This window comes from Acidovorax sp. GW821-FHT09A11 (genome assembly GCF_059418365.1).
This window is the reverse complement of the sequence record NZ_JBWKPS010000010.1, coordinates 100,870-117,548: the sequence shown is the minus strand read 5'-3', so window position 1 is coordinate 117,548 and position 16,679 is coordinate 100,870. Positions and strand designations below refer to the sequence as shown.

General features: G+C 65.5%; 13 protein-coding genes, 1 tRNA gene and 1 pseudogene. 8 read left to right on the top strand and 7 right to left on the bottom strand.

The window, feature by feature from the left end; genetic code table 11:
• Window positions 1–91: 91 nt before the first annotated feature.
• Window positions 92–313: a hypothetical protein gene (locus tag AC07PV_RS21240; protein ID WP_218293727.1), complete on the top strand. Its 222-nt coding sequence runs from the start codon at window positions 92–94 to the stop codon at window positions 311–313.
• A gap of 151 nt (window positions 314–464) precedes the next feature.
• Here AC07PV_RS21240 and AC07PV_RS21235 read toward each other — a convergent pair whose 3' ends face one another.
• From AC07PV_RS21235 to AC07PV_RS21225, 3 genes are all read right to left on the bottom strand, one after another.
• Window positions 465–1,433, bottom strand: a complete 969-nt coding sequence (locus AC07PV_RS21235; RefSeq protein WP_494631243.1) for a tripartite tricarboxylate transporter substrate-binding protein — start codon at window positions 1,431–1,433, stop codon at window positions 465–467.
• Between the two features lie 115 nt (window positions 1,434–1,548).
• Window positions 1,549–2,412 carry an NAD(P)-dependent oxidoreductase gene (locus AC07PV_RS21230; protein ID WP_494631241.1) on the bottom strand — a complete coding sequence of 288 codons (864 nt, stop codon included), beginning with the start codon at window positions 2,410–2,412 and terminating at the stop codon, window positions 1,549–1,551.
• Between the two features lie 14 nt (window positions 2,413–2,426).
• A complete protein-coding gene (locus AC07PV_RS21225; RefSeq protein WP_218293731.1) occupies window positions 2,427–2,825 on the bottom strand; it encodes a carboxymuconolactone decarboxylase family protein in 399 nt (132 codons plus the stop codon).
• 186 nt (window positions 2,826–3,011) lie between these two features.
• Here AC07PV_RS21225 and AC07PV_RS21220 point away from each other — a divergent pair, with 186 nt between their 5' ends.
• The gene (locus AC07PV_RS21220; RefSeq protein ID WP_369641823.1) at window positions 3,012–3,701 is read left to right on the top strand and encodes a GntR family transcriptional regulator; all 690 of its coding nucleotides are present in this window, start codon (window positions 3,012–3,014) and stop codon (window positions 3,699–3,701) included.
• A gap of 24 nt (window positions 3,702–3,725) precedes the next feature.
• On the opposite strand, the gene AC07PV_RS21215 is transcribed toward AC07PV_RS21220, so the two are convergent.
• Window positions 3,726–4,013, bottom strand: a complete 288-nt coding sequence (locus tag AC07PV_RS21215; protein ID WP_494631240.1) for a GNAT family N-acetyltransferase — start codon at window positions 4,011–4,013, stop codon at window positions 3,726–3,728.
• 105 nt (window positions 4,014–4,118) lie between these two features.
• On the opposite strand from AC07PV_RS21215, the gene AC07PV_RS21210 reads away from it, so the two are divergent.
• Together AC07PV_RS21210 and AC07PV_RS21205 are read left to right on the top strand one after the other, a co-directional pair.
• Entirely contained in the window at window positions 4,119–5,474 is a 1,356-nt protein-coding gene (locus AC07PV_RS21210) for an MATE family efflux transporter (protein WP_492808540.1), read from the top strand.
• 498 nt (window positions 5,475–5,972) lie between these two features.
• Complete coding sequence (locus AC07PV_RS21205; RefSeq protein WP_494631239.1) at window positions 5,973–7,757, top strand: fibronectin type III domain-containing protein; 1,785 nt, start codon at window positions 5,973–5,975, stop codon at window positions 7,755–7,757.
• 464 nt (window positions 7,758–8,221) lie between these two features.
• Here AC07PV_RS21205 and AC07PV_RS21200 read toward each other — a convergent pair.
• Window positions 8,222–8,306 (bottom strand) — tRNA-Leu (locus AC07PV_RS21200).
• A 40-nt stretch (window positions 8,307–8,346) separates the two neighbouring features.
• Here AC07PV_RS21200 and cysM point away from each other — a divergent pair.
• The 3 genes from cysM (at window position 8,347) to AC07PV_RS21185 (ending at window position 10,153) form a co-directional block, all read left to right on the top strand.
• Window positions 8,347–9,249, top strand: coding sequence for a cysteine synthase CysM (gene cysM, locus AC07PV_RS21195; RefSeq protein WP_218341687.1), 903 nt, complete (start codon window positions 8,347–8,349; stop codon window positions 9,247–9,249).
• 101 nt (window positions 9,250–9,350) lie between these two features.
• Window positions 9,351–9,917, top strand: coding sequence for an NUDIX domain-containing protein (locus AC07PV_RS21190; protein ID WP_494631238.1), 567 nt, complete (start codon window positions 9,351–9,353; stop codon window positions 9,915–9,917).
• 8 nt (window positions 9,918–9,925) lie between these two features.
• On the top strand, window positions 9,926–10,153 hold the full coding sequence (locus AC07PV_RS21185) for a sulfurtransferase TusA family protein (protein ID WP_218293737.1): 228 nt from the start codon (window positions 9,926–9,928) through the stop codon (window positions 10,151–10,153).
• A gap of 259 nt (window positions 10,154–10,412) precedes the next feature.
• On the opposite strand, the gene galU is transcribed toward AC07PV_RS21185, so the two are convergent.
• Both galU and AC07PV_RS21175 read right to left on the bottom strand, forming a co-directional pair.
• Window positions 10,413–11,300, bottom strand: a complete 888-nt coding sequence (gene galU, locus AC07PV_RS21180) for a UTP--glucose-1-phosphate uridylyltransferase GalU (protein ID WP_218293738.1) — start codon at window positions 11,298–11,300, stop codon at window positions 10,413–10,415.
• Window positions 11,301–11,389: 89 nt separating this feature from the next.
• Window positions 11,390–14,395, bottom strand: coding sequence for a valine--tRNA ligase (locus AC07PV_RS21175; protein WP_494631237.1), 3,006 nt, complete (start codon window positions 14,393–14,395; stop codon window positions 11,390–11,392).
• Between the two features lie 386 nt (window positions 14,396–14,781).
• On the opposite strand from AC07PV_RS21175, the pseudogene AC07PV_RS21170 reads away from it, so the two are divergent.
• Window positions 14,782–16,628, top strand: a pseudogene (locus tag AC07PV_RS21170) (M48 family metallopeptidase).
• The last annotated feature ends 51 nt before the right edge of the window (window positions 16,629–16,679 follow it).

Genomic DNA, 16,679 nt, shown 5'->3' with positions numbered 1-16,679 from the left:
CGTATGTGGTGTGCAAGGGTCACACCCAGCGGGCGGCCCGGCGGGCCGTACCAGGCACCTCATACCTTTACTATTTCATCAAGGAGCCGTTATGTCATTGAACGCAACCTACCATGCCCCCCATTTCGAGCCCACGGTGGACGAACTCGCCACGCTGAAGCACCTGGAGATGGAGAACATCAGCGTGGTTTCAGCGCTGAAGGAGCATATGTCCGGACGGTTGTACGAACACGGCTTCATCACCAAGAATGCGTCGGGCCAGCTGACCATCACCGACACCGGCCGCCACCTGGTGCGCAGGCAGAACAACTGAGCCGATTTTCCCGGGTAGCGTTCCCGGCGGCCTGGGCCTGCCGGTGGTGGCCGGGCCCGGCCAAGGCGTGGCGCGGGGCCGCGTTCGCCAGCCCAACCGCCCTCATCGGCCCGTGCGGCCGCCCTGCGCGGGGGCTTTGGCGGCTGCGCGCCTACTCTGCCTTGGCGCCGGCCGCCTTGATGACGGGATCCCAGCGCCTGATCTCGGCAGCCGTCTGCTGGCGCAGCGCCTCGGGCTTGAGCCGGTCGCCCTGCGGGATGATGACCCCCATGTCGGTGAAGCGCTTGACCAGGCCGGCATCGGCCAGGGCCCCGCGCACCGCCTTGTTCAGGCGTTCGACGACGGCGGGCGGTGTGCCCTTGGGCGCGTACACGCCGTGCCATACGGCCAGCTCGAAGCCCGGCAGCCCGGACTCGGCAAAGGTCGGCACCTCCGGCATCGTCGGGATGCGCTCCCTGGTCGCCATGGCGTAGGCCTTGAGGGCGCCGGACTGCAGGTGCGGCCCGGTGGCCACGGGCTGGTCGCAGATCAGGTCCACGTTGCCCGCCACCAGGTCCTGCAGCGCCGGGCCGGTGCCGCGGTAGGGCACCATCGTCACGGTGGTGCCGGCCGTCTGGTTGAACAGCATCGCGCACAGGTGCGATGTGGCGCCGACGCCCGCGTGCGAGAACTTCACCTCGCCCGGCCTGGCCTTCATGTGCTGGATCAGCTCGGCCACGGTCGCGGGCGCGAAATTCTTGTAGCGCACCAGGATCATGGGCACCTCGCCGGCCAGGGCGATGGGCTCCAGGTCCTTGTTCACGTCGAAGGCCAGCTTGCTGTACAGCGCCGGGGCCGTGGCGATGCCCATGTTGTGCAGCAGGACGGTGTGCCCGTCATTGAGCGCGCGCACCACCTTGGCGGTGCCGATGGTGCCGCCGGCTCCGCCCGCGCTGTCCACGATCACCGGCTGGCCCAGGTCGCGCGCCATGGCCTCGGCCAGCACGCGGGCCAGCACGTCGGTGGAGCCCCCGGCCGCATAGGGCACCACGATGGTCACGGGCTTGGTGGGAAAGGCGGCCACCGCCGTCGAGGCCAGGGCCAGCGCGGCCGCGAGCAGGGTCTTTGTCTGGTTGCGCATTGTCTTGTCTCCGGAAAGGGTGAGAGCAGCCAAGGCCCGGCCTGCCAGGCGGTGGCACTTGCTTGTTTGTTTGCTGGCTTGCGGCGGGCGCCCTGCCGGGTGCCCGGGGGGACGGTCAGGGCTTGCCGACGAACCGGTACAGCTCGGTGTGGTCGGCCCTGGGGCCCAGCGCGGCGCTGGCATCGGCCGTTATGGCGTACACCTTCTGGGCCAGGTCCATCGGCACCTGCAGGGAGCGGCCCAGTCCGGCCGCGATGCCCACGTCCTTGGCCTGCAGCGCCAGCGAGAAGCCCGAGTTGAAAGCCTGGTTCAGCATGAACTGGTGGGCCTTGTTTTCGGTCGTGTTGTTCTTGCCGGTCGATGCGTTGATCACATCCACGATGGTGGCCGCATCGATGCCGAAGGCCGCGCCCACGTGGATGGCCTCGGCCGTGGCGATCAGCGCGGCGGCGGACACGTAGTTGTTCAGCGCCTTGAGCGCGTGGCCCGCGCCCACGGGGCCCACGTAGCTGATGGCCTTGCCCATCACTTCGAGCACCGGCCGTTGCCGGGCGAAATCTTCGGGGTCGCCGCCCACCATGATGGCCAGCGTGCCATTGACGGCCTTCTTCACGCCGCCGGAGACGGGTGCGTCGATCAGCGCGATCCCCCTGCCGTGCAGCGAGGCTGCGAGGGCGCGCGTGCGGATCGGGTCGGCGGAGCTCATCTCGACGACGCAGGCCCCGGCCCGCAGGTGGGGTGCCAGGTCGGCCACCACCGCGTCCACGATGTCGGAATTGGGCAGCATGGTGATGACCACGTCGCACCCTGCGTACGCGGCGTTGTCGGTGGCCACCACGGTGCCGGCATGCGACGCGGCGAACTGCGCCTCGGCTTCAGGATGGGCGTCCTTCACCACGAGCGGGTGGCCTGCGGCGTGCAGCAGGTGGGCCATGGGCTGGCCCATCATGCCCAGGCCGATGAATGCGATGCGGCTCATCGTCGCGCCCCTGCTCAGAGGTCCATCTCTTTGAACACTTCCGAGGCCACGCGGAACGAGTCGATAGCCGCCGGCACGCCGCAGTAGATGGCCGTCTGCAGGAAGACTTCCTTCACCTCGTCCTTGGTCAGGCCGTTGTGGATGGCGCCGCGCACGTGCAGCTTGAGCTCGTGCGGGCGGTTGAGCGCCGTGATCATCGCCAGGTTGAGGAAAGAGCGGGTCTTGCGGTCGAGGCCCGGGCGGTTCCACACATCGCCCCAGCAGTACTGGGTGACGAGTTCCTGCATGTCGATGTTGAAATCGGTCGCGTTCTTGATCGAGGCATCGACGTACTCTGCGCCCAGCACCTCGCGGCGGGTGGACAGGCCCTGGTCGAAGAGGGCGGGGTTCTTGGGGGCGTAGGGGCGGGTCATGGAAGGCTCCTGGGGTGGAAAGGGATCAATAGAGAGAGAGGGGGGAGAAGGCCGGCAACGCGGCGTTGCAATGGATGAACTTTATTAGGATTGTCAGACAATCATACATATGGAAAATGTGAATTGACGAATGGTTCATATGTTTGTATGACAATCAGCGTGTATGAAAACCATTAGGATGGCGCCATGAACCAGATGCTGCTGCGAGTCCCCCGCGAAGAGACCTCCCTGCGCCAGCGTGCTACCCAGACGCTGCGCCAGGCCATCCTCGACGGCCACTTCACGCCGGGACAAAAGTTGTCGGAGCGCGAGCTCTGCGAAAGCCTGGACGTGAGCCGATCCTGCGTGCGCGAGTCGCTGCAGCACCTGCAGGCCGAGGGGCTGATCACCATCATTCCGCACCGGGGCCCCGAGGTCACCACCATTTCACCCAAGGAGGTGCGCGACATCTACGAAGTGCGCGCGCACCTCGAAAGCCTGGCGGGCCGGGGCTTTGCGCTCAATGCCTCCAAGGACCAGGTGCGGGCGCTGCGCGCCAAGCTCACCGAGCTGTCACAGCCCGAGATCACGCAGGACCGCGCCTTGATGCTCAACGTCAAGAACCAGTTCTACGACATCCTCATCGCGGGCTGCGGCAACCTGGTGGCCGGGCAACTGCTGCAGCAGCTCAACAACCGCGTGACGGTGCTGCGCCGCATCTCCATGGCCCAGCCTGGGCGGTTTCCGCACACGCTGGTGGAGCTCGACGCCATCGTGGCGGCCATTGAGCAGGGCGACGGGGAGACGGCGGCGCGCCTGTGCGAGGAGCATGTGCGCAAGGCGGCCGCCAACGTGCTGCAGAGCATGCAGCCGGCGGCGGCGAAACTGCAGGCCTGACTGCGTGCGGGCCTTGCAGGGTGATCAGCGTTCAGGCGGCGACACAGGCCAGGCTGGAGGCTTTGCCACCAGTGCTTGCTTGCCCCGGCGATCAAACCCCACGTGCTCGTAAAACCGCAAAGTTGCTTCGTCTTTTCGACCTGTCGGCAACATCACCTTGTAGCAGTTCCGACGCCAAGCTTCGCTCAGAGCATGTGAAAGGACAGCCCGACCCCAGCCTTGACCACGGTGCGCAAGGTCGGTGACGACGTTCTCAATGACGCCATATGGACGGCAGGCGCGCGTGAGGTTGGGTATGACAGCGCGGCGCATTCACCAGGCCGCCGCCCGCCGTCGTGCGGGGGCTCCATTGCGGGTGTCGCTTCCCCGCGCCAGGCCATGTTCCGGCGCACGCGGGTCGCATACGATGTGTTCACCATGGACACGAACGACCCGACCACGCCGCTGCCCCGAAGGTTTCTGCGGTTTCTCGGTCCGCTCGTGGCCACGAACCTGCTTCAGGCGCTGAGCGGCACGGTCGTCACCATCTGCCTGGGCCAACTGCTGGGCGCGCAGGCGCTGGCCGCAGCGGTCAGCTTCTTCCCGTTGTTCATGTGTTGCATTGCCTTCGTGATCGGGCTCGGTGCCGGGGCCTCGGTGCTGGTGGGCCAGGCCTGGGGTGCACGCGACGCGGACAAGGTGCGCCGCGTGGCTGGGGCCGTGCTGCTCGGTGGGTTCCTGCTCGGCTGCGTGGTAGCGGCCGTGGGCGCCACAGCCATCGGCAGCCTGCTGCGTGTGCTGGGTGTCAGTGGCGAGGTGCTGCCGCAGGCCATCGCCTACGCGCGCGTGCTGTTCCTGGCCATGCCCGTGCTGTTCCTGCACCAGCTCAGTGCCGCCCTCCTGCGCGGCCTGGGCGACACGGCAACGCCGCTGCGCGCGCTCACCCTGGCCTCGGGCCTGTGGATGCTACTCACTCCTGCCTTCATGCTCGGATGGCTGGGCCTTCCCCCGCTGGGCACAGCCAGTGCGGGCTGGGCCAGCCTCATCGGCAATGCCGTGGCCCTGGCATGGCTCGCGTGGCACCTGCATGCCAGGGGCCATGTGCTGGCCTTCTCGCACCTCAGGCCCCACCTGCGCTGGAACACCCCCTTGCTTGCCACCGTGGCGAGGCTGGGCGTGCCCACCGGCCTGTTCTTCGTCACCAGCTCACTCGCCGACGTGCTGCTGCTGCGCTTGGTCAATGGCTACGGCTGGCAGGCCACGGCGGCGTGGGGCACCGTCAATCAGGCCATGGCCTTTGTGCAGCTGCCCGCCATGTCCATCGCCGTCGCGGCCTCCGTGTTCGCCGCGCAAGCCATTGGTGCCGGCAAGCCGGAGGATGTTGCGCATGTCACGCGGGTCGGCCTGTGGATGAATCTGGCGCTGACCGGCAGCCTGGCCCTGCTGGTGGCGGTGGTGTCACCGCAAGTCGCCAGCCTGTTTACCCGCGATCCCGCCGTGGTGGACCTGGCCGCCACCGTTCTGCGCGTCACGGTGTGGGGCAGCCTCGCGTTTGGGCTGGCCAGCGTGTTCACCGGCGTCATGCGCTCGGCAGGAACCGTGCGTGTGCCCACGGTGATTTCCCTGTCCTGCCTCACCTTGCTGCTTGTGCCGCTGGCCTACGCGCTGCAGCACCTGCTGGGCCTGCAAGGCATCTGGGCCAGCTACCCGCTCACGTACCTGTGTGCGCTGGCACTGCAGGCCATCTATTTCCACGCCATCTGGAAGAAGCGGCCGATCAGGCGGCTGGTGTAGCTGGGGGCATGGGGTGGTGCAGGGCCTGCGCTGGGGCCCTCTGTGATCCATCACGCATCCTCTACCTGCTTTTCTTGATGGAACGCCCGGGCCTGGGGGACGCGGGCTTTCAGCTGTAGTCCCTGGGGCCAGGCCCATGGCCGCGAGGCCTGCCAAAGCTTGGCGGGTGGATTGACGCTGCTGGGAGAGGATGGGATCTGAAGGCTTTTTGCGGGGGCGCCCCAGCGCACAACACGTGGCCGGTACGTTGCGTTCCTGTAGCGACAATGCGGCCGAACCCGGCTGAAAGTAGACATTTTTTGGCCGATTCGCTACCTTATGTCAGCTCTCTGAGTGGTGGCCGCGCTCTTTGTCTGGCGTGTATGTGGCCCCAGAAGGCGACTAACCCCCCGCGAAAAAACCGTGTAGTCTTCCGCGGCTGCCCGAGGGCGATCGTGATTTTTGAGCGCCGGTGGGACCGCCATGCACCTTTGTTTCACAAGCCCGACAGAAGGACCTATGAAGTTGATTCGACGCACTGCCCAAGCAACCCCCATTCGGCAATTGGCACGCCCGGCAACCCTTGGTCTGGTGACCCTGCTGTGGCAGTTTCATGCACTTGCCGCGGTCGGCTGGAATGTCGACGCTCCCATGGCGGATCCCCGGGCGCAACACGCGGGGGCGCTGCTGGATGACGGCTCCGTGGCTGTTTTCAACGGCGTTAACCGCCTGGGATTCGTCGCCACCGGTGAGCGATATTCGGGCGGCTCCTGGTCATCAATAGGCGGCACTGGGATTGCCGGCAATGTGACCGAAGCCGTCACGCTGGGCACGGGCCATGTGCTTGTGCGCTCTGATGGCAGCCTGAATGCCCGGCTGTACGACCCTGTGGCCAACACCTGGCTCCCGGCTGGCACACAGTCCGCATCTCGCTCGCTGCCGTCGATGACGTTGCTCGCCAATGGCAAAGTTCTGGTGGCAGGAGGAAGCAATCTCAATACGGCCGAACTGTATGACCCCGAAACGCGCACCTGGACGGCGACCGGGAGCATGTCGGTGGTTCATCGAGCCCATGGCGCCGTGTTGCTGCGGGATGGCCGTGTTCTGGTGGCTTCAGGGTTCAACGCAGGGGGCGAAGTCCCCGTCGCGGAACTCTACGACCCTGTTGCAGGCACATGGTCATTGGCGGCGGCGCCCCTCGTGCCGCGTCACTATGCGAGCCTGACGCTGCTAGCGGACGGCAGAGTATTGCTCGCAGGTGGCTTTACAGCCGGCGGCGTTACAACGCATGCAGAAATCTACGATCCTGTGGCCAATACGTGGACCGCCACCGGGGCCCTGAACTTTCCCCGCAACGGTGCAATGGGCTCGCCGCTGGCCCATGTGACAGTACTTTCCTCTGGCCTGGTGCTGATGGCGGGGGGCTCGGATATCGCAAGAAATACGCAGCCCATAGCGGAGTTGTATGACCCAGCAACGGGAAACTGGTCGCCAGCAGGTTCCATGGGAACAGCGCGCGAGAACGGGACGGCCAATCTGTTGCCCAATGGCGATGTACTGTTGACGGGCGGGTTCTCGAGCAATCCTAGCCTCACTTTCTATAGCGCGGTGGACCGTTATGTCCCAGCCGTGCCGCCTGGGCCTGCTGCGGTGACGAATGCATTGCCGCTGCTTCAGCGTGCAGGCGCGGCGTTGATTCTCAACGGAACGGGTTTTACGGGCGGCACAGGTACCAGTACGCCTCAGCTTCAGCTGCAACGCGCGGAGAACGGCGCGATCAGCTTATGGGCTCCCGCCAGCCATACCGCTACCAGTTTCACCTCGCCCCCGCTGGGCACCTTACCCGCCGGGCTCTACATGGCGCGGCTTATCGTTGACGGTGTTCCGTCCGAGGGGCGATTGGTTCGTTTCACAGACCCTGTGGGAACGCCAGCCGGTGTCCCCGGCAACGCGCAGGTCACTGTGAGCTGGGCGCCTCCTGTGGACACCGGAGGCAACCCGCCAGACAGCTACACCGTGACATCGAACGCCGGACCGGGTTGCTCCGTGGCAGCACCCGCGACGAGCTGTACTGTCACTGGATTGGTGAATGGCACTCCCTACACATTCACGGTGCGAGCGCAGCACCCAAATGGCCTGGGTCCCGTGTCGTTGACCTCGGCTGCGGTGACGCCCACGGCTATGGCGGGCCCCGGCCCTACACCAGTTCCGGGACTGTCCCCGTTTGGTGTGGCGTTGACGGCGCTGATGGCCGCAGCATTGGCGGGCCTGAGCCGAAGGGGTTGGCGAAGCGCTGGACGATGATCTGATGGCGCAAAAAGAAAAGCCCCGACATCACTGCCGGGGCTTTTTTGCTTTTTGGCGCCAGACCTGTGCCTGGCCCCTGTTCACGTGACGCTCAGGTCGTCGCAGCCGCCTCCACTCGCCGCAACTGCACCCCAGCTCCAGCGCCAATGGCCTTGAGACGCTTTCAGATGAACTTCCTGCGTCGCGGGCCCGTCCATCCTTTGCGTGCCCGCCACTGCCCGAGGGTTCCGGCCCGTGCCCCCTCAGCGCCACGGCCTGCGTGAGCGCTTTTCGAACTCCGCCAGGGCAGTGGCCCTGAGGTGCATCGGTGCCCCCATTTTTTTATAATGTGCCCCCCAATGTGCCCCCAATTTTCTCGGATGGGGGTGGACTGGTCTGGACGGGGACGGACAGCCAAGATGCTGATTTCAAAGGAAAAATAAAAAAGTCCGGAAGAGTATGGACTCTTCCGGACTAGTCGATGGTGCCCGGGGCCGGAATCGAACCGGCACGCCTTGCGGCGGGGGATTTTGAGTCCCCTGCGTCTACCAATTTCACCACCCGGGCTGGAATTCGTGAAGCCGCAAATTATGGCACAGTAGGGCGCATGAAATATCCGACGATTGAAGACGCGGTGGGCAACACGCCGCTGGTGGCGCTGCAGCGCATTGGGGCCCAGGACAACGCGGCGCGGGGCAATGTGGTGCTGGGCAAGCTGGAGGGCAACAACCCCGCAGGGTCGGTGAAGGACAGGCCCGCCCTGTCGATGATCCGGCGCGCGGAGGAGCGGGGCGACATCCGGCCTGGGGACACGCTGATCGAGGCCACGTCGGGCAACACCGGCATCGCCCTGGCGATGGCCGCCGCCATCAAGGGCTATCGCATGGTGCTGGTGATGCCGGAAGACCTCTCCATCGAGCGCGCGCAGACCATGAAGGCCTTTGGGGCGGAGCTTGTGCTCACACCCAAGAGCGGTGGCATGGAACATGCGCGCGACCTCGCCGAGGCCATGCAAAAGCGCGGCGAGGGCAAGGTGCTGGACCAGTTCGCCAACCAGGACAACCCGCGCATCCACTACGAAACCACGGGCCCCGAGATCTGGGAGCAGACCGGCGGGAGCATCACGCACTTCGTGAGCGCCATGGGCACCACGGGCACCATCACCGGGGTGTCGCGCTTCCTCAAGGAGAAGAACCCGGCCATCCAGATCATCGGCGCGCAGCCCGAGGAAGGCTCGCGCATTCCCGGCATCCGCAAGTGGCCGCAGGAGTACCTGCCCAAGATCTATGACGCGAGCACGGTGGATGAGCTGGTGTATGTGAGCCAGGACAATGCCGAGGACATGTGCCGCCGTCTGGCGCGAGAAGAGGGCATCTTCGCGGGCATCTCGGCGGCGGGGGCCTGCTGGGTGGCGCAGCAGATCGCGGCGCGCGACAGCCATGCCACCATCGTCTTCGTGGTGTGCGACCGGGGCGACCGCTACCTGTCGACGGGGGTGTTCCCCGCCTGAGGACGAAAGGCAGCGAAGGCTACCCCTTCACCTTCCTTGCAATGAAAATGGGCCGTCTGCGCTGGATAGGAAAGCGTCGATAGCTATCAAAATAAGAGCATATGCACTACGAAACCCGCTACTGCACCCACTGCGGCGCCGCGCTGCAGCCGATCACGCTGGCCGAGGACGGTGGCGACAAGGAGCGCCTGCGCTGCCCCGCCTGCGGCTGGACGCACTGGAACAATCCCACGCCCGTGCTGGCCGCGATCGTGGAGGTGAATGGCAAGGTGCTGCTGGCCCGCAACGCGGCCTGGCCCGCGAAGATGTTTGCGCTGATCACGGGCTTCATGGAGGCCGGGGAGTCGCCGCAGGAAGGCATCGCGCGCGAGGTCAAGGAGGAAACCAACCTCGACGTGCGCTCCACCACGCTGGTGGGGGCCTACGAGTTTCTGCGCATGAACCAGATCATCATTGCCTACCATGTGGTGGCCGAGGGTGAGGTGCGGCTGTCGCCCGAGCTGGTGGACCACCGGTTCTACGACCTGCACGAACTCAGGTGCTGGCCCGCCGGCACGGGCTATGCGCTGGCGGACTGGCTGCGCACGCGAGGGCATGAACCGGTGTTTTTCACGGCAGAGGAAAACGAAGAGCGCCGCCGGGGGCTCAACCTGCCGCCAAAGGATTGATGAAGACCATGGACATCCACAAAGAAATCGATACCCGGGGCTTGAACTGCCCCCTGCCCATCCTCAAGGCCAAGAAGGCACTGGCGGACATGGCCAGTGGCCAGCTGCTCAAGGTGGTGTCCACCGATGGCGGCTCGCTGCGCGACTTTCAGGCCTTTGCCAAACAGACGGGCAACGAGCTGGTGGAGCAGCAGACGATGGGCGAGGAGTACATCCACGTCCTGCGCAGAAGGTAGTTAAATAGAAGCGAAACCCTGACGAGGTGGTGCGCCTTGCCCTCTGCCGCCACTGTGCGAGGGGCGCGTGCGCAGCCTGGGCAAACCGGGCCCCCGGGCTCGGCAGGCGATGCGGCGCCGGAATTCGCCTGGTTTCTGCTGGCGCCTGGCGCAGGCCGCAGCAGTGCCTCAAGGCAAAAAATCCTCCACAGCCCTGGTGGGCTGCCGGAGGATTTTTTTTCTGGTCATGCAGCCGCGCAGATCGCGGTGCAGGCGCTGCCTACAGGCTCAGGCCCTTCAGGTATTCCCGGAACGACGCGCCCACCTGAGGGTGCTGCAGGGCCAGTTCCACCGTGGCTTCCAGAAAGCCTTCCTTGCTGCCGCAGTCATAACGCTTGCCCTGGTACTGGAAGGCGTACACGGCCTCGCTCTGCATCAGGCGCGCGATGCCGTCGGTGAGCTGGATCTCGCCACCCACGCCGCGCGGCTGGTTGCGGATCTCGTCGAACACGCCGGGGGTGAGGATGTAGCGGCCGGCCACGCCCATGCGGGAAGGTGCGACGTCGGCCTTGGGCTTCTCGACGATGCGGTCGATGCGGATCAGCGGACCGCCTGCGGGCTCGCCGGCCACGATGCCGTATTTGTGCACCTGGTCTTCCGGTACTTCCTGCACGGCGATGACCGAGCGGCCCTGCTGGCGGAAGGCGGTGGCCATCTGGGCCAGCACGGGTGGGCCGCCCTGGGGGCCCACCATCAGGTCGTCGGCCAGCAGCACGGCAAACGGCTCCTTGCCCACCAGCGGCTCGGCGCACAGCACGGCATGGCCCAGGCCCAGCGAGCGGGGTTGGCGCACGAAGGCGCAGTCCATGTCGTCGGGCTGGATGGAACGCACCAGCGCCAGCAGTTCCTTCTTGCCGGCGGCTTCCAGCTCGGCCTCCAGCTCGTAGGCGGTGTCGAAGTGGTCTTCGATGGCGCGCTTGCTGCGGCCGGTCACGAAGATCATGTGGCGGATGCCGGCGGCGTAGGCCTCTTCGACGGCGTACTGGATCAGCGGCTTGTCCACCACGGGCAGCATTTCCTTGGGGCTGGCCTTGGTGGCGGGCAGGAACCGGGTGCCCAGGCCCGCGACGGGGAATACGGCTTTGCGGACGGTGGTGGCAACAGTCATGGAATTCCTTTTGGGGATAGGTAATCGGGTCGGATGGAGCCCCGCCGCCAGGGCGGGGCCCGTTGCGCCACGCAGTATGGCGGCTGTTTTCAGCCCAGGCGTGTCAGTTGATCGCGCAATCTGCCCAGCGTGGTGCCGAAGTCCGCCACCCGCTTTTTCTCCTGGTCGATCACGGCGGGTGGCGCCTTGGCCACGAAGGCTTCGTTGGACAGCTTGCCGTTGGCCTTGGTGATCTCACCCTCGATGCGGCTGATTTCCTTGGACAGGCGGGCCTTCTCGGCGGCCACGTCGATTTCCATGTGCAGGCACATGCGCGCCTCGCCCACCATGGCCACGGGCGCGGCCTGCGCGGCGGCGGCCCAGGCGGCCTCGTCGTCGAACACCTTGACCTCGCTGAGCTTGGCCAGGGCCTGCAGCACCGGCGCCACGCCGCGCATGAAGTCCGTGTCGCCCACGGTGTACAGCGGCAGGCGGGTCGAGGGCGAGACGTTCATCTCGCCGCGCAGCGTGCGGCAGGCATCCACCAGGCCCTTGACGCGCTCCATGTGCGCAATGGCGGCCTCGTCGATCTTGCTCGGCTGCGCCTCGGGGTAGCGGGCGATGCTGATCGATTCGCCTTGGAGCCCCGCCACGGGCGCCACGGTTTGCCACAGGGCTTCGGTGATGAACGGGATGATGGGGTGGGCCAGGCGCAGGATGGCTTCCAGCGTGCGGATCAGGGTGCGGCGCGTGGCGCGCTGCTCGGCCTCGGTGCCGGTCTGGATCTGCACCTTGGCGATCTCCAGGTACCAGTCGCAGAACTCGTTCCAGACGAAGTCATAGATCGTGTTGGCCACGTTGTCCAGCCGGTACTCGGCAAATCCCTTGGCGACTTCCGCCTCGGTCTTTTGCAGCAGCGACGCTATCCAGCGGTCGGCCTGGCTGAAGGCCATGTAGCCGTGGGCGGGGCCGCCGGGCTGACATTCTTCCTTGGTGTGCTCTTTCAGGCCGCAGTCCTGGCCCTCGCAGTTCATCAGCACGAAGCGGCTGGCGTTCCAGAGCTTGTTGCAGAAGTTGCGGTAGCCCTCGCAGCGCTTGCTGTCGAAGTTGATGCTGCGCCCCAGGCTGGCCAGCGCCGCAAAGGTAAAGCGCAGCGCATCGGCGCCGTAGGCCGGAATGCCTTCGGGGAATTCCTTCTGCGTGTTCTTGCGCACGGTGGGTGCGGTCTCGGGCTTGCGCAGGCCGGTGGTGCGCTTGTCGAGCAGCGGGTCGAGCGCAATGCCGTCGATCAGATCCACCGGGTCGAGCACGTTGCCTTCGGACTTGCTCATCTTCTTGCCCTGCGCGTCGCGCACCAGGCCGTGGATGTACACGTGCTTGAACGGCACGCGGCCCGTGAAGTGTGTGGTCATCATGATCATCCGGGCGACCCAGAAGAAGATGATGTCGTAGCCCGTCACCAGTACGGTGCTGGGCAGGTACAGGTTGAAGTCGTCGGTGGGCGCGTCGCCTTGTTCAGGCCAGCCCATGGTGCTGAAGGGCACCAGCGCCGATGAGTACCAGGTGTCGAGCACGTCTTCATCGCGGCGCAGCGTCTTGCCAGGGGCCTTGGCCTGGGCCTCGGCTTCATTGCGGGCCACGATCACGTTGCCGTCTTCGTCGTACCAGGCCGGGATCTGGTGGCCCCACCACAGCTGGCGGCTGATGCACCAGTCCTGGATGTTGTTCATCCACTGGTTGTAGGTGTTCACCCAGTTCTCGGGCACGAACGTCACCTCGCCCGTGGCCACGGCGTCGATGGCCTTTTGCGCAATGCTCTTGCCGGTAGGGTCCTGGTCGCTCACCTTGCTCATGGCCACGAACCACTGGTCGGTCAGCATGGGCTCGATCACCTGGCCGGTGCGGGTGCAGATCGGCACCATGAGCTTGTGCTTCTTTGTCTCCATCAGCGCGCCAGATGCTTCAAGATCAGCCACGATAGCTTTGCGGGCCACAAAACGATCAAGGCCGCGGTACTTCTGGGGAATGGCCGCTTGTGCTTGATGTACTGCTATAGGTTGCGCGAGCAGTACTGTTCTATTGCCCTGAGCCTGTTGACGTCGAGTTTCCTGCATCGCCGCGGCATCAGCCATAGGCGCAGAAATAATGTGTGCCTGCAGATCCAGTACTGGAATCATGGGCAAGCCGTGGCGTAGACCGACTTGATAGTCGTTCTGGTCATGTGCAGGGGTGACCTTCACCACGCCCGTGCCGAACTCCTTGTCCACGTAGTCGTCGGCAATGATGGGGATTTCGCGGCCCACCAGGGGTAGCACCACGTTCTTGCCGATGAGGTGGGTGTATCGCGCATCCTCTGGGTGCACCATCAGGGCCACGTCGCCCAGCATGGTTTCTGGCCGGGTGGTGGCTACCGTGAGGCTGCCGGAGCCATCGGCCAGTGGGTAGGCGATGTGCCACAGCGAGCCGTCTTTTTCCTCGCTCTCGACTTCCAGGTCGGACACGGCGGACTGCAGCTTCGGGTCCCAGTTCACCAGGCGCTTGCCGCGATAGATCAGGCCCTGCTCGTACAGCTTCACGAAGGTGTCGGTGACCACCTTGGACAGCTTGTCGTCCATGGTGAAGTATTCGCGGCTCCAGTCCACGCTGTCGCCCATGCGGCGCATCTGCGTGGTGATGGTGTTGCCCGACTTTTCCTTCCACTCCCAGACCTTGCTCACAAAGTTCTTGCGCGCCTCGGGCGGGGTGGGGCCCATGTCGTAGCGGCTGATGCCTTGTTCTTGCAGCTGGCGCTCCACCACGATCTGCGTGGCGATGCCCGCGTGGTCGGTGCCCGGCACCCACACCGTGTTGAAGCCACGCATGCGGTGGTAGCGCGTGAGGCTGTCCATGATCGTCTGGTTGAACGCATGGCCCATGTGCAGCGTGCCCGTGACGTTGGGGGGCGGCAGCTGGATGGAAAACGCTGGCTCGCCCGCCTGGGCGCCGCCGGTGCCCCGGAACCCCGCGACGCCGTAGCCACGGCGTTCCCATTCGGGGCCCCAGTGGGCTTCCAGGGCGGCAGGTTCAAAAGACTTGGACAGGCTGTCGAGGCCGGGTTGTGCTTGGGGCGTGCTCATGGGGTTTGGCAGAAGGTGGAGGCAGGCACGGGGCGCGCCTCAACGGTCAAGAGGGTGGACCGGGCATTTTACGGGAGTGCCGACCGGCGTTAGACGTTCTTCCCCTCGCGCTCGCATCCCACCCACATCCCGCCTGTCGGGCATTTCTCGCCAATTGTTACCTTGTCGCTGGACCGGCCCGCTGTGGCGTCTTGATAATCCCGCCCGGTGGAGCGAGAGAGAGCCCCTGGAGAGGAGGGGCGTGGCTCTATGCGTTTATCCGGGTCAAAAAACACAGGACTTCCGCAAATCGGGATGCAACAACAGCCACCTCGCCTTGGGGTGATCCGCTTGCCTGAGCCTTGTTTTGCGCAAGTCATGAAACATACAACCAATCGGTCCCATTCATGAATCTTCAATCCGCACTCCGCGTGGGCCTGGCCAAGGTCTTTGTCTATGCGCTGCTGGCGCTTTTCCTCATCCCTGCGGTGACCTATGGGTTCACCCTCTACGCCCAGCACGACCAGGACGCGAGCTTTGTGGCCGGTATCAGCCAGCGCATCGATGCCGAAAAGGGCATGGCGCCCGCCGAAAAGCAGGCCCGCAAGGACTACTACCGCAGCAACCCGCCATCCACCATCTGCGGCAGCGCCGACCCCGAGGCGCAGGACTACCGCGAAGCCCTGTGCGAACGCTTCTCGGATGTCTGGCAGTTCGACATGGCCCGCAAGGTGGCGTTCTGGACCCTGGTGGCCGGCGCGGTGCTGATGGTGGCGGTGCTGGGGCTGGGGGCCCTGGCCTTCGCCGACCGCACGCTGCAGTACACGAGTTTCGTCACGGGCTGGCGCCTGACCACCGTTGCCAGCGCCGCGGCACTGCTGGTGCAGGGCGCGATGGCGGTGTGGCTGTCATTCTGGGTCACTGCACAAGTATTCGCCCAAGCTGGTGCTGTTCGTGGGTTTTGTGGTGCTGGCGGGCGTGCTGGTGGCGGTGAGGGGCATCTTCAAGCGCGTGCAGTCCAGCAACCAGGCCGTGGGCGAGCTGGTGTCCGAAGACGATGCGCCCCTGCTGTGGAAGCGCATCCGCCACATGGCGCAGCGCCTCAAGACCGATCCGCCCCGGCACATCGTGGCGGGCATCGACGCCAATTTTTTCGTGACCGAGGCCCCGCTCACGGTGGGCCGACAGACGCTCACGGGCCGCACGCTGTTCGTGAGCCTGCCGCTGCTGCGCATCCTGGACCAGGCCGAGGCCGATGCCGTGTTCGGCCACGAACTGGCCCACCTGCGCGGCGGCGACACCCACAGCAGCGCCCGGCTGGGCCCCAAGCTCGTGCAGTACGACCACTACCGGCACGCCATGCGCACCGGAGGGCTCACGGCGATGGCTTCGCCCCTGCTGGACCTGTACCGCACCATCTTCGAGATCGCTCTGGCGCGCGACAGCCGCGAGCGCGAGTTCAAGGCCGACCGCGTGGCTGCCAAGCTCACGTCGCCAGCGGCGATCGCGCAGTCGCTGGTCAAGATCGCGGCCTATGCACAGTACCGCTACAAGATCGAGGCCGAACTGTTTGGCCGCAATGAGCGGCACGACGACACCACGCTGGGCATTGCCCGCTTCGTGGCCCAGGGGCTGGCACCCTATGCAGCCTCCGGCGATTTTCTGGACGCCATGAAGACGGCAAACGTGCCGCACCCCTTCGACTCGCACCCGGCCATGCCCGAGCGCCTGCGCAACGTGGGCATGGCGCTCAAGGAGCGGGACTACGCCGCCATCGCCGTGCGTACGCCCTTGGCGACCTGGGCGCAGGAGATACTGACGGCCGATGCGATCGAGCAGCGCCTGTGGAGCGACTACGAGCAGCAGTTCGCACAAGACCACGAACGCAGCCTGGCCTACCGCTACGAACCCGCCACCGATGAAGAGCGCGCACTGGTGCTGCGGTACTTCCCCCCCCGTGGTGTTTGCGCTCAAGGGGGGCCACACGGTGGAGGTCAGCATCGAGGGCATCCGCACGAGTGCGGACGGGACCACCGTGGCCTGGGATGCGGTGAAGGCGCTCGAATACAAGGAGAGCAGCTTTGGGAACGCGTTGATCGTTACCCACCCCGAGAAGAACGCCCTGGGCCTGGGTGCCAAGACCAGCAAGATCAAATTGGCCGGCCTGAAGAAGGAGAAAGACCCGTTCAACGCCACGGTGGGCCACTACTGGCAACGCCACCAGGTGATGCGGGCGCAGCAGCAGGGCGGCTGACGGCGGCGCGCCGTGGTGCTCCGCGCTTAGCGACGGCAAAGTGCTTGCTAT

Excerpts from the sequence above, each read along its gene's own strand:
- AC07PV_RS21240 (WP_218293727.1), top strand. The coding sequence starts at position 92 with ATGTCATTGAACGCAACCTACCATGCCCCCCATTTCGAGCCCACGGTG.
- AC07PV_RS21235 (WP_494631243.1), bottom strand. The coding sequence starts at position 1,433 with ATGCGCAACCAGACAAAGACCCTGCTCGCGGCCGCGCTGGCCCTGGCC.
- AC07PV_RS21230 (WP_494631241.1), bottom strand. The coding sequence starts at position 2,412 with ATGAGCCGCATCGCATTCATCGGCCTGGGCATGATGGGCCAGCCCATG.
- AC07PV_RS21225 (WP_218293731.1), bottom strand. The coding sequence starts at position 2,825 with ATGACCCGCCCCTACGCCCCCAAGAACCCCGCCCTCTTCGACCAGGGC.
- AC07PV_RS21220 (WP_369641823.1), top strand. The coding sequence starts at position 3,012 with ATGAACCAGATGCTGCTGCGAGTCCCCCGCGAAGAGACCTCCCTGCGC.
- AC07PV_RS21215 (WP_494631240.1), bottom strand. The coding sequence starts at position 4,013 with ATGCGCCGCGCTGTCATACCCAACCTCACGCGCGCCTGCCGTCCATAT.
- AC07PV_RS21210 (WP_492808540.1), top strand. The coding sequence starts at position 4,119 with ATGGACACGAACGACCCGACCACGCCGCTGCCCCGAAGGTTTCTGCGG.
- AC07PV_RS21205 (WP_494631239.1), top strand. The coding sequence starts at position 5,973 with ATGAAGTTGATTCGACGCACTGCCCAAGCAACCCCCATTCGGCAATTG.
- cysM (WP_218341687.1), top strand. The coding sequence starts at position 8,347 with ATGAAATATCCGACGATTGAAGACGCGGTGGGCAACACGCCGCTGGTG.
- AC07PV_RS21190 (WP_494631238.1), top strand. The coding sequence starts at position 9,351 with ATGCACTACGAAACCCGCTACTGCACCCACTGCGGCGCCGCGCTGCAG.
- AC07PV_RS21185 (WP_218293737.1), top strand. The coding sequence starts at position 9,926 with ATGGACATCCACAAAGAAATCGATACCCGGGGCTTGAACTGCCCCCTG.
- galU (WP_218293738.1), bottom strand. The coding sequence starts at position 11,300 with ATGACTGTTGCCACCACCGTCCGCAAAGCCGTATTCCCCGTCGCGGGC.
- AC07PV_RS21175 (WP_494631237.1), bottom strand. The coding sequence starts at position 14,395 with ATGAGCACGCCCCAAGCACAACCCGGCCTCGACAGCCTGTCCAAGTCT.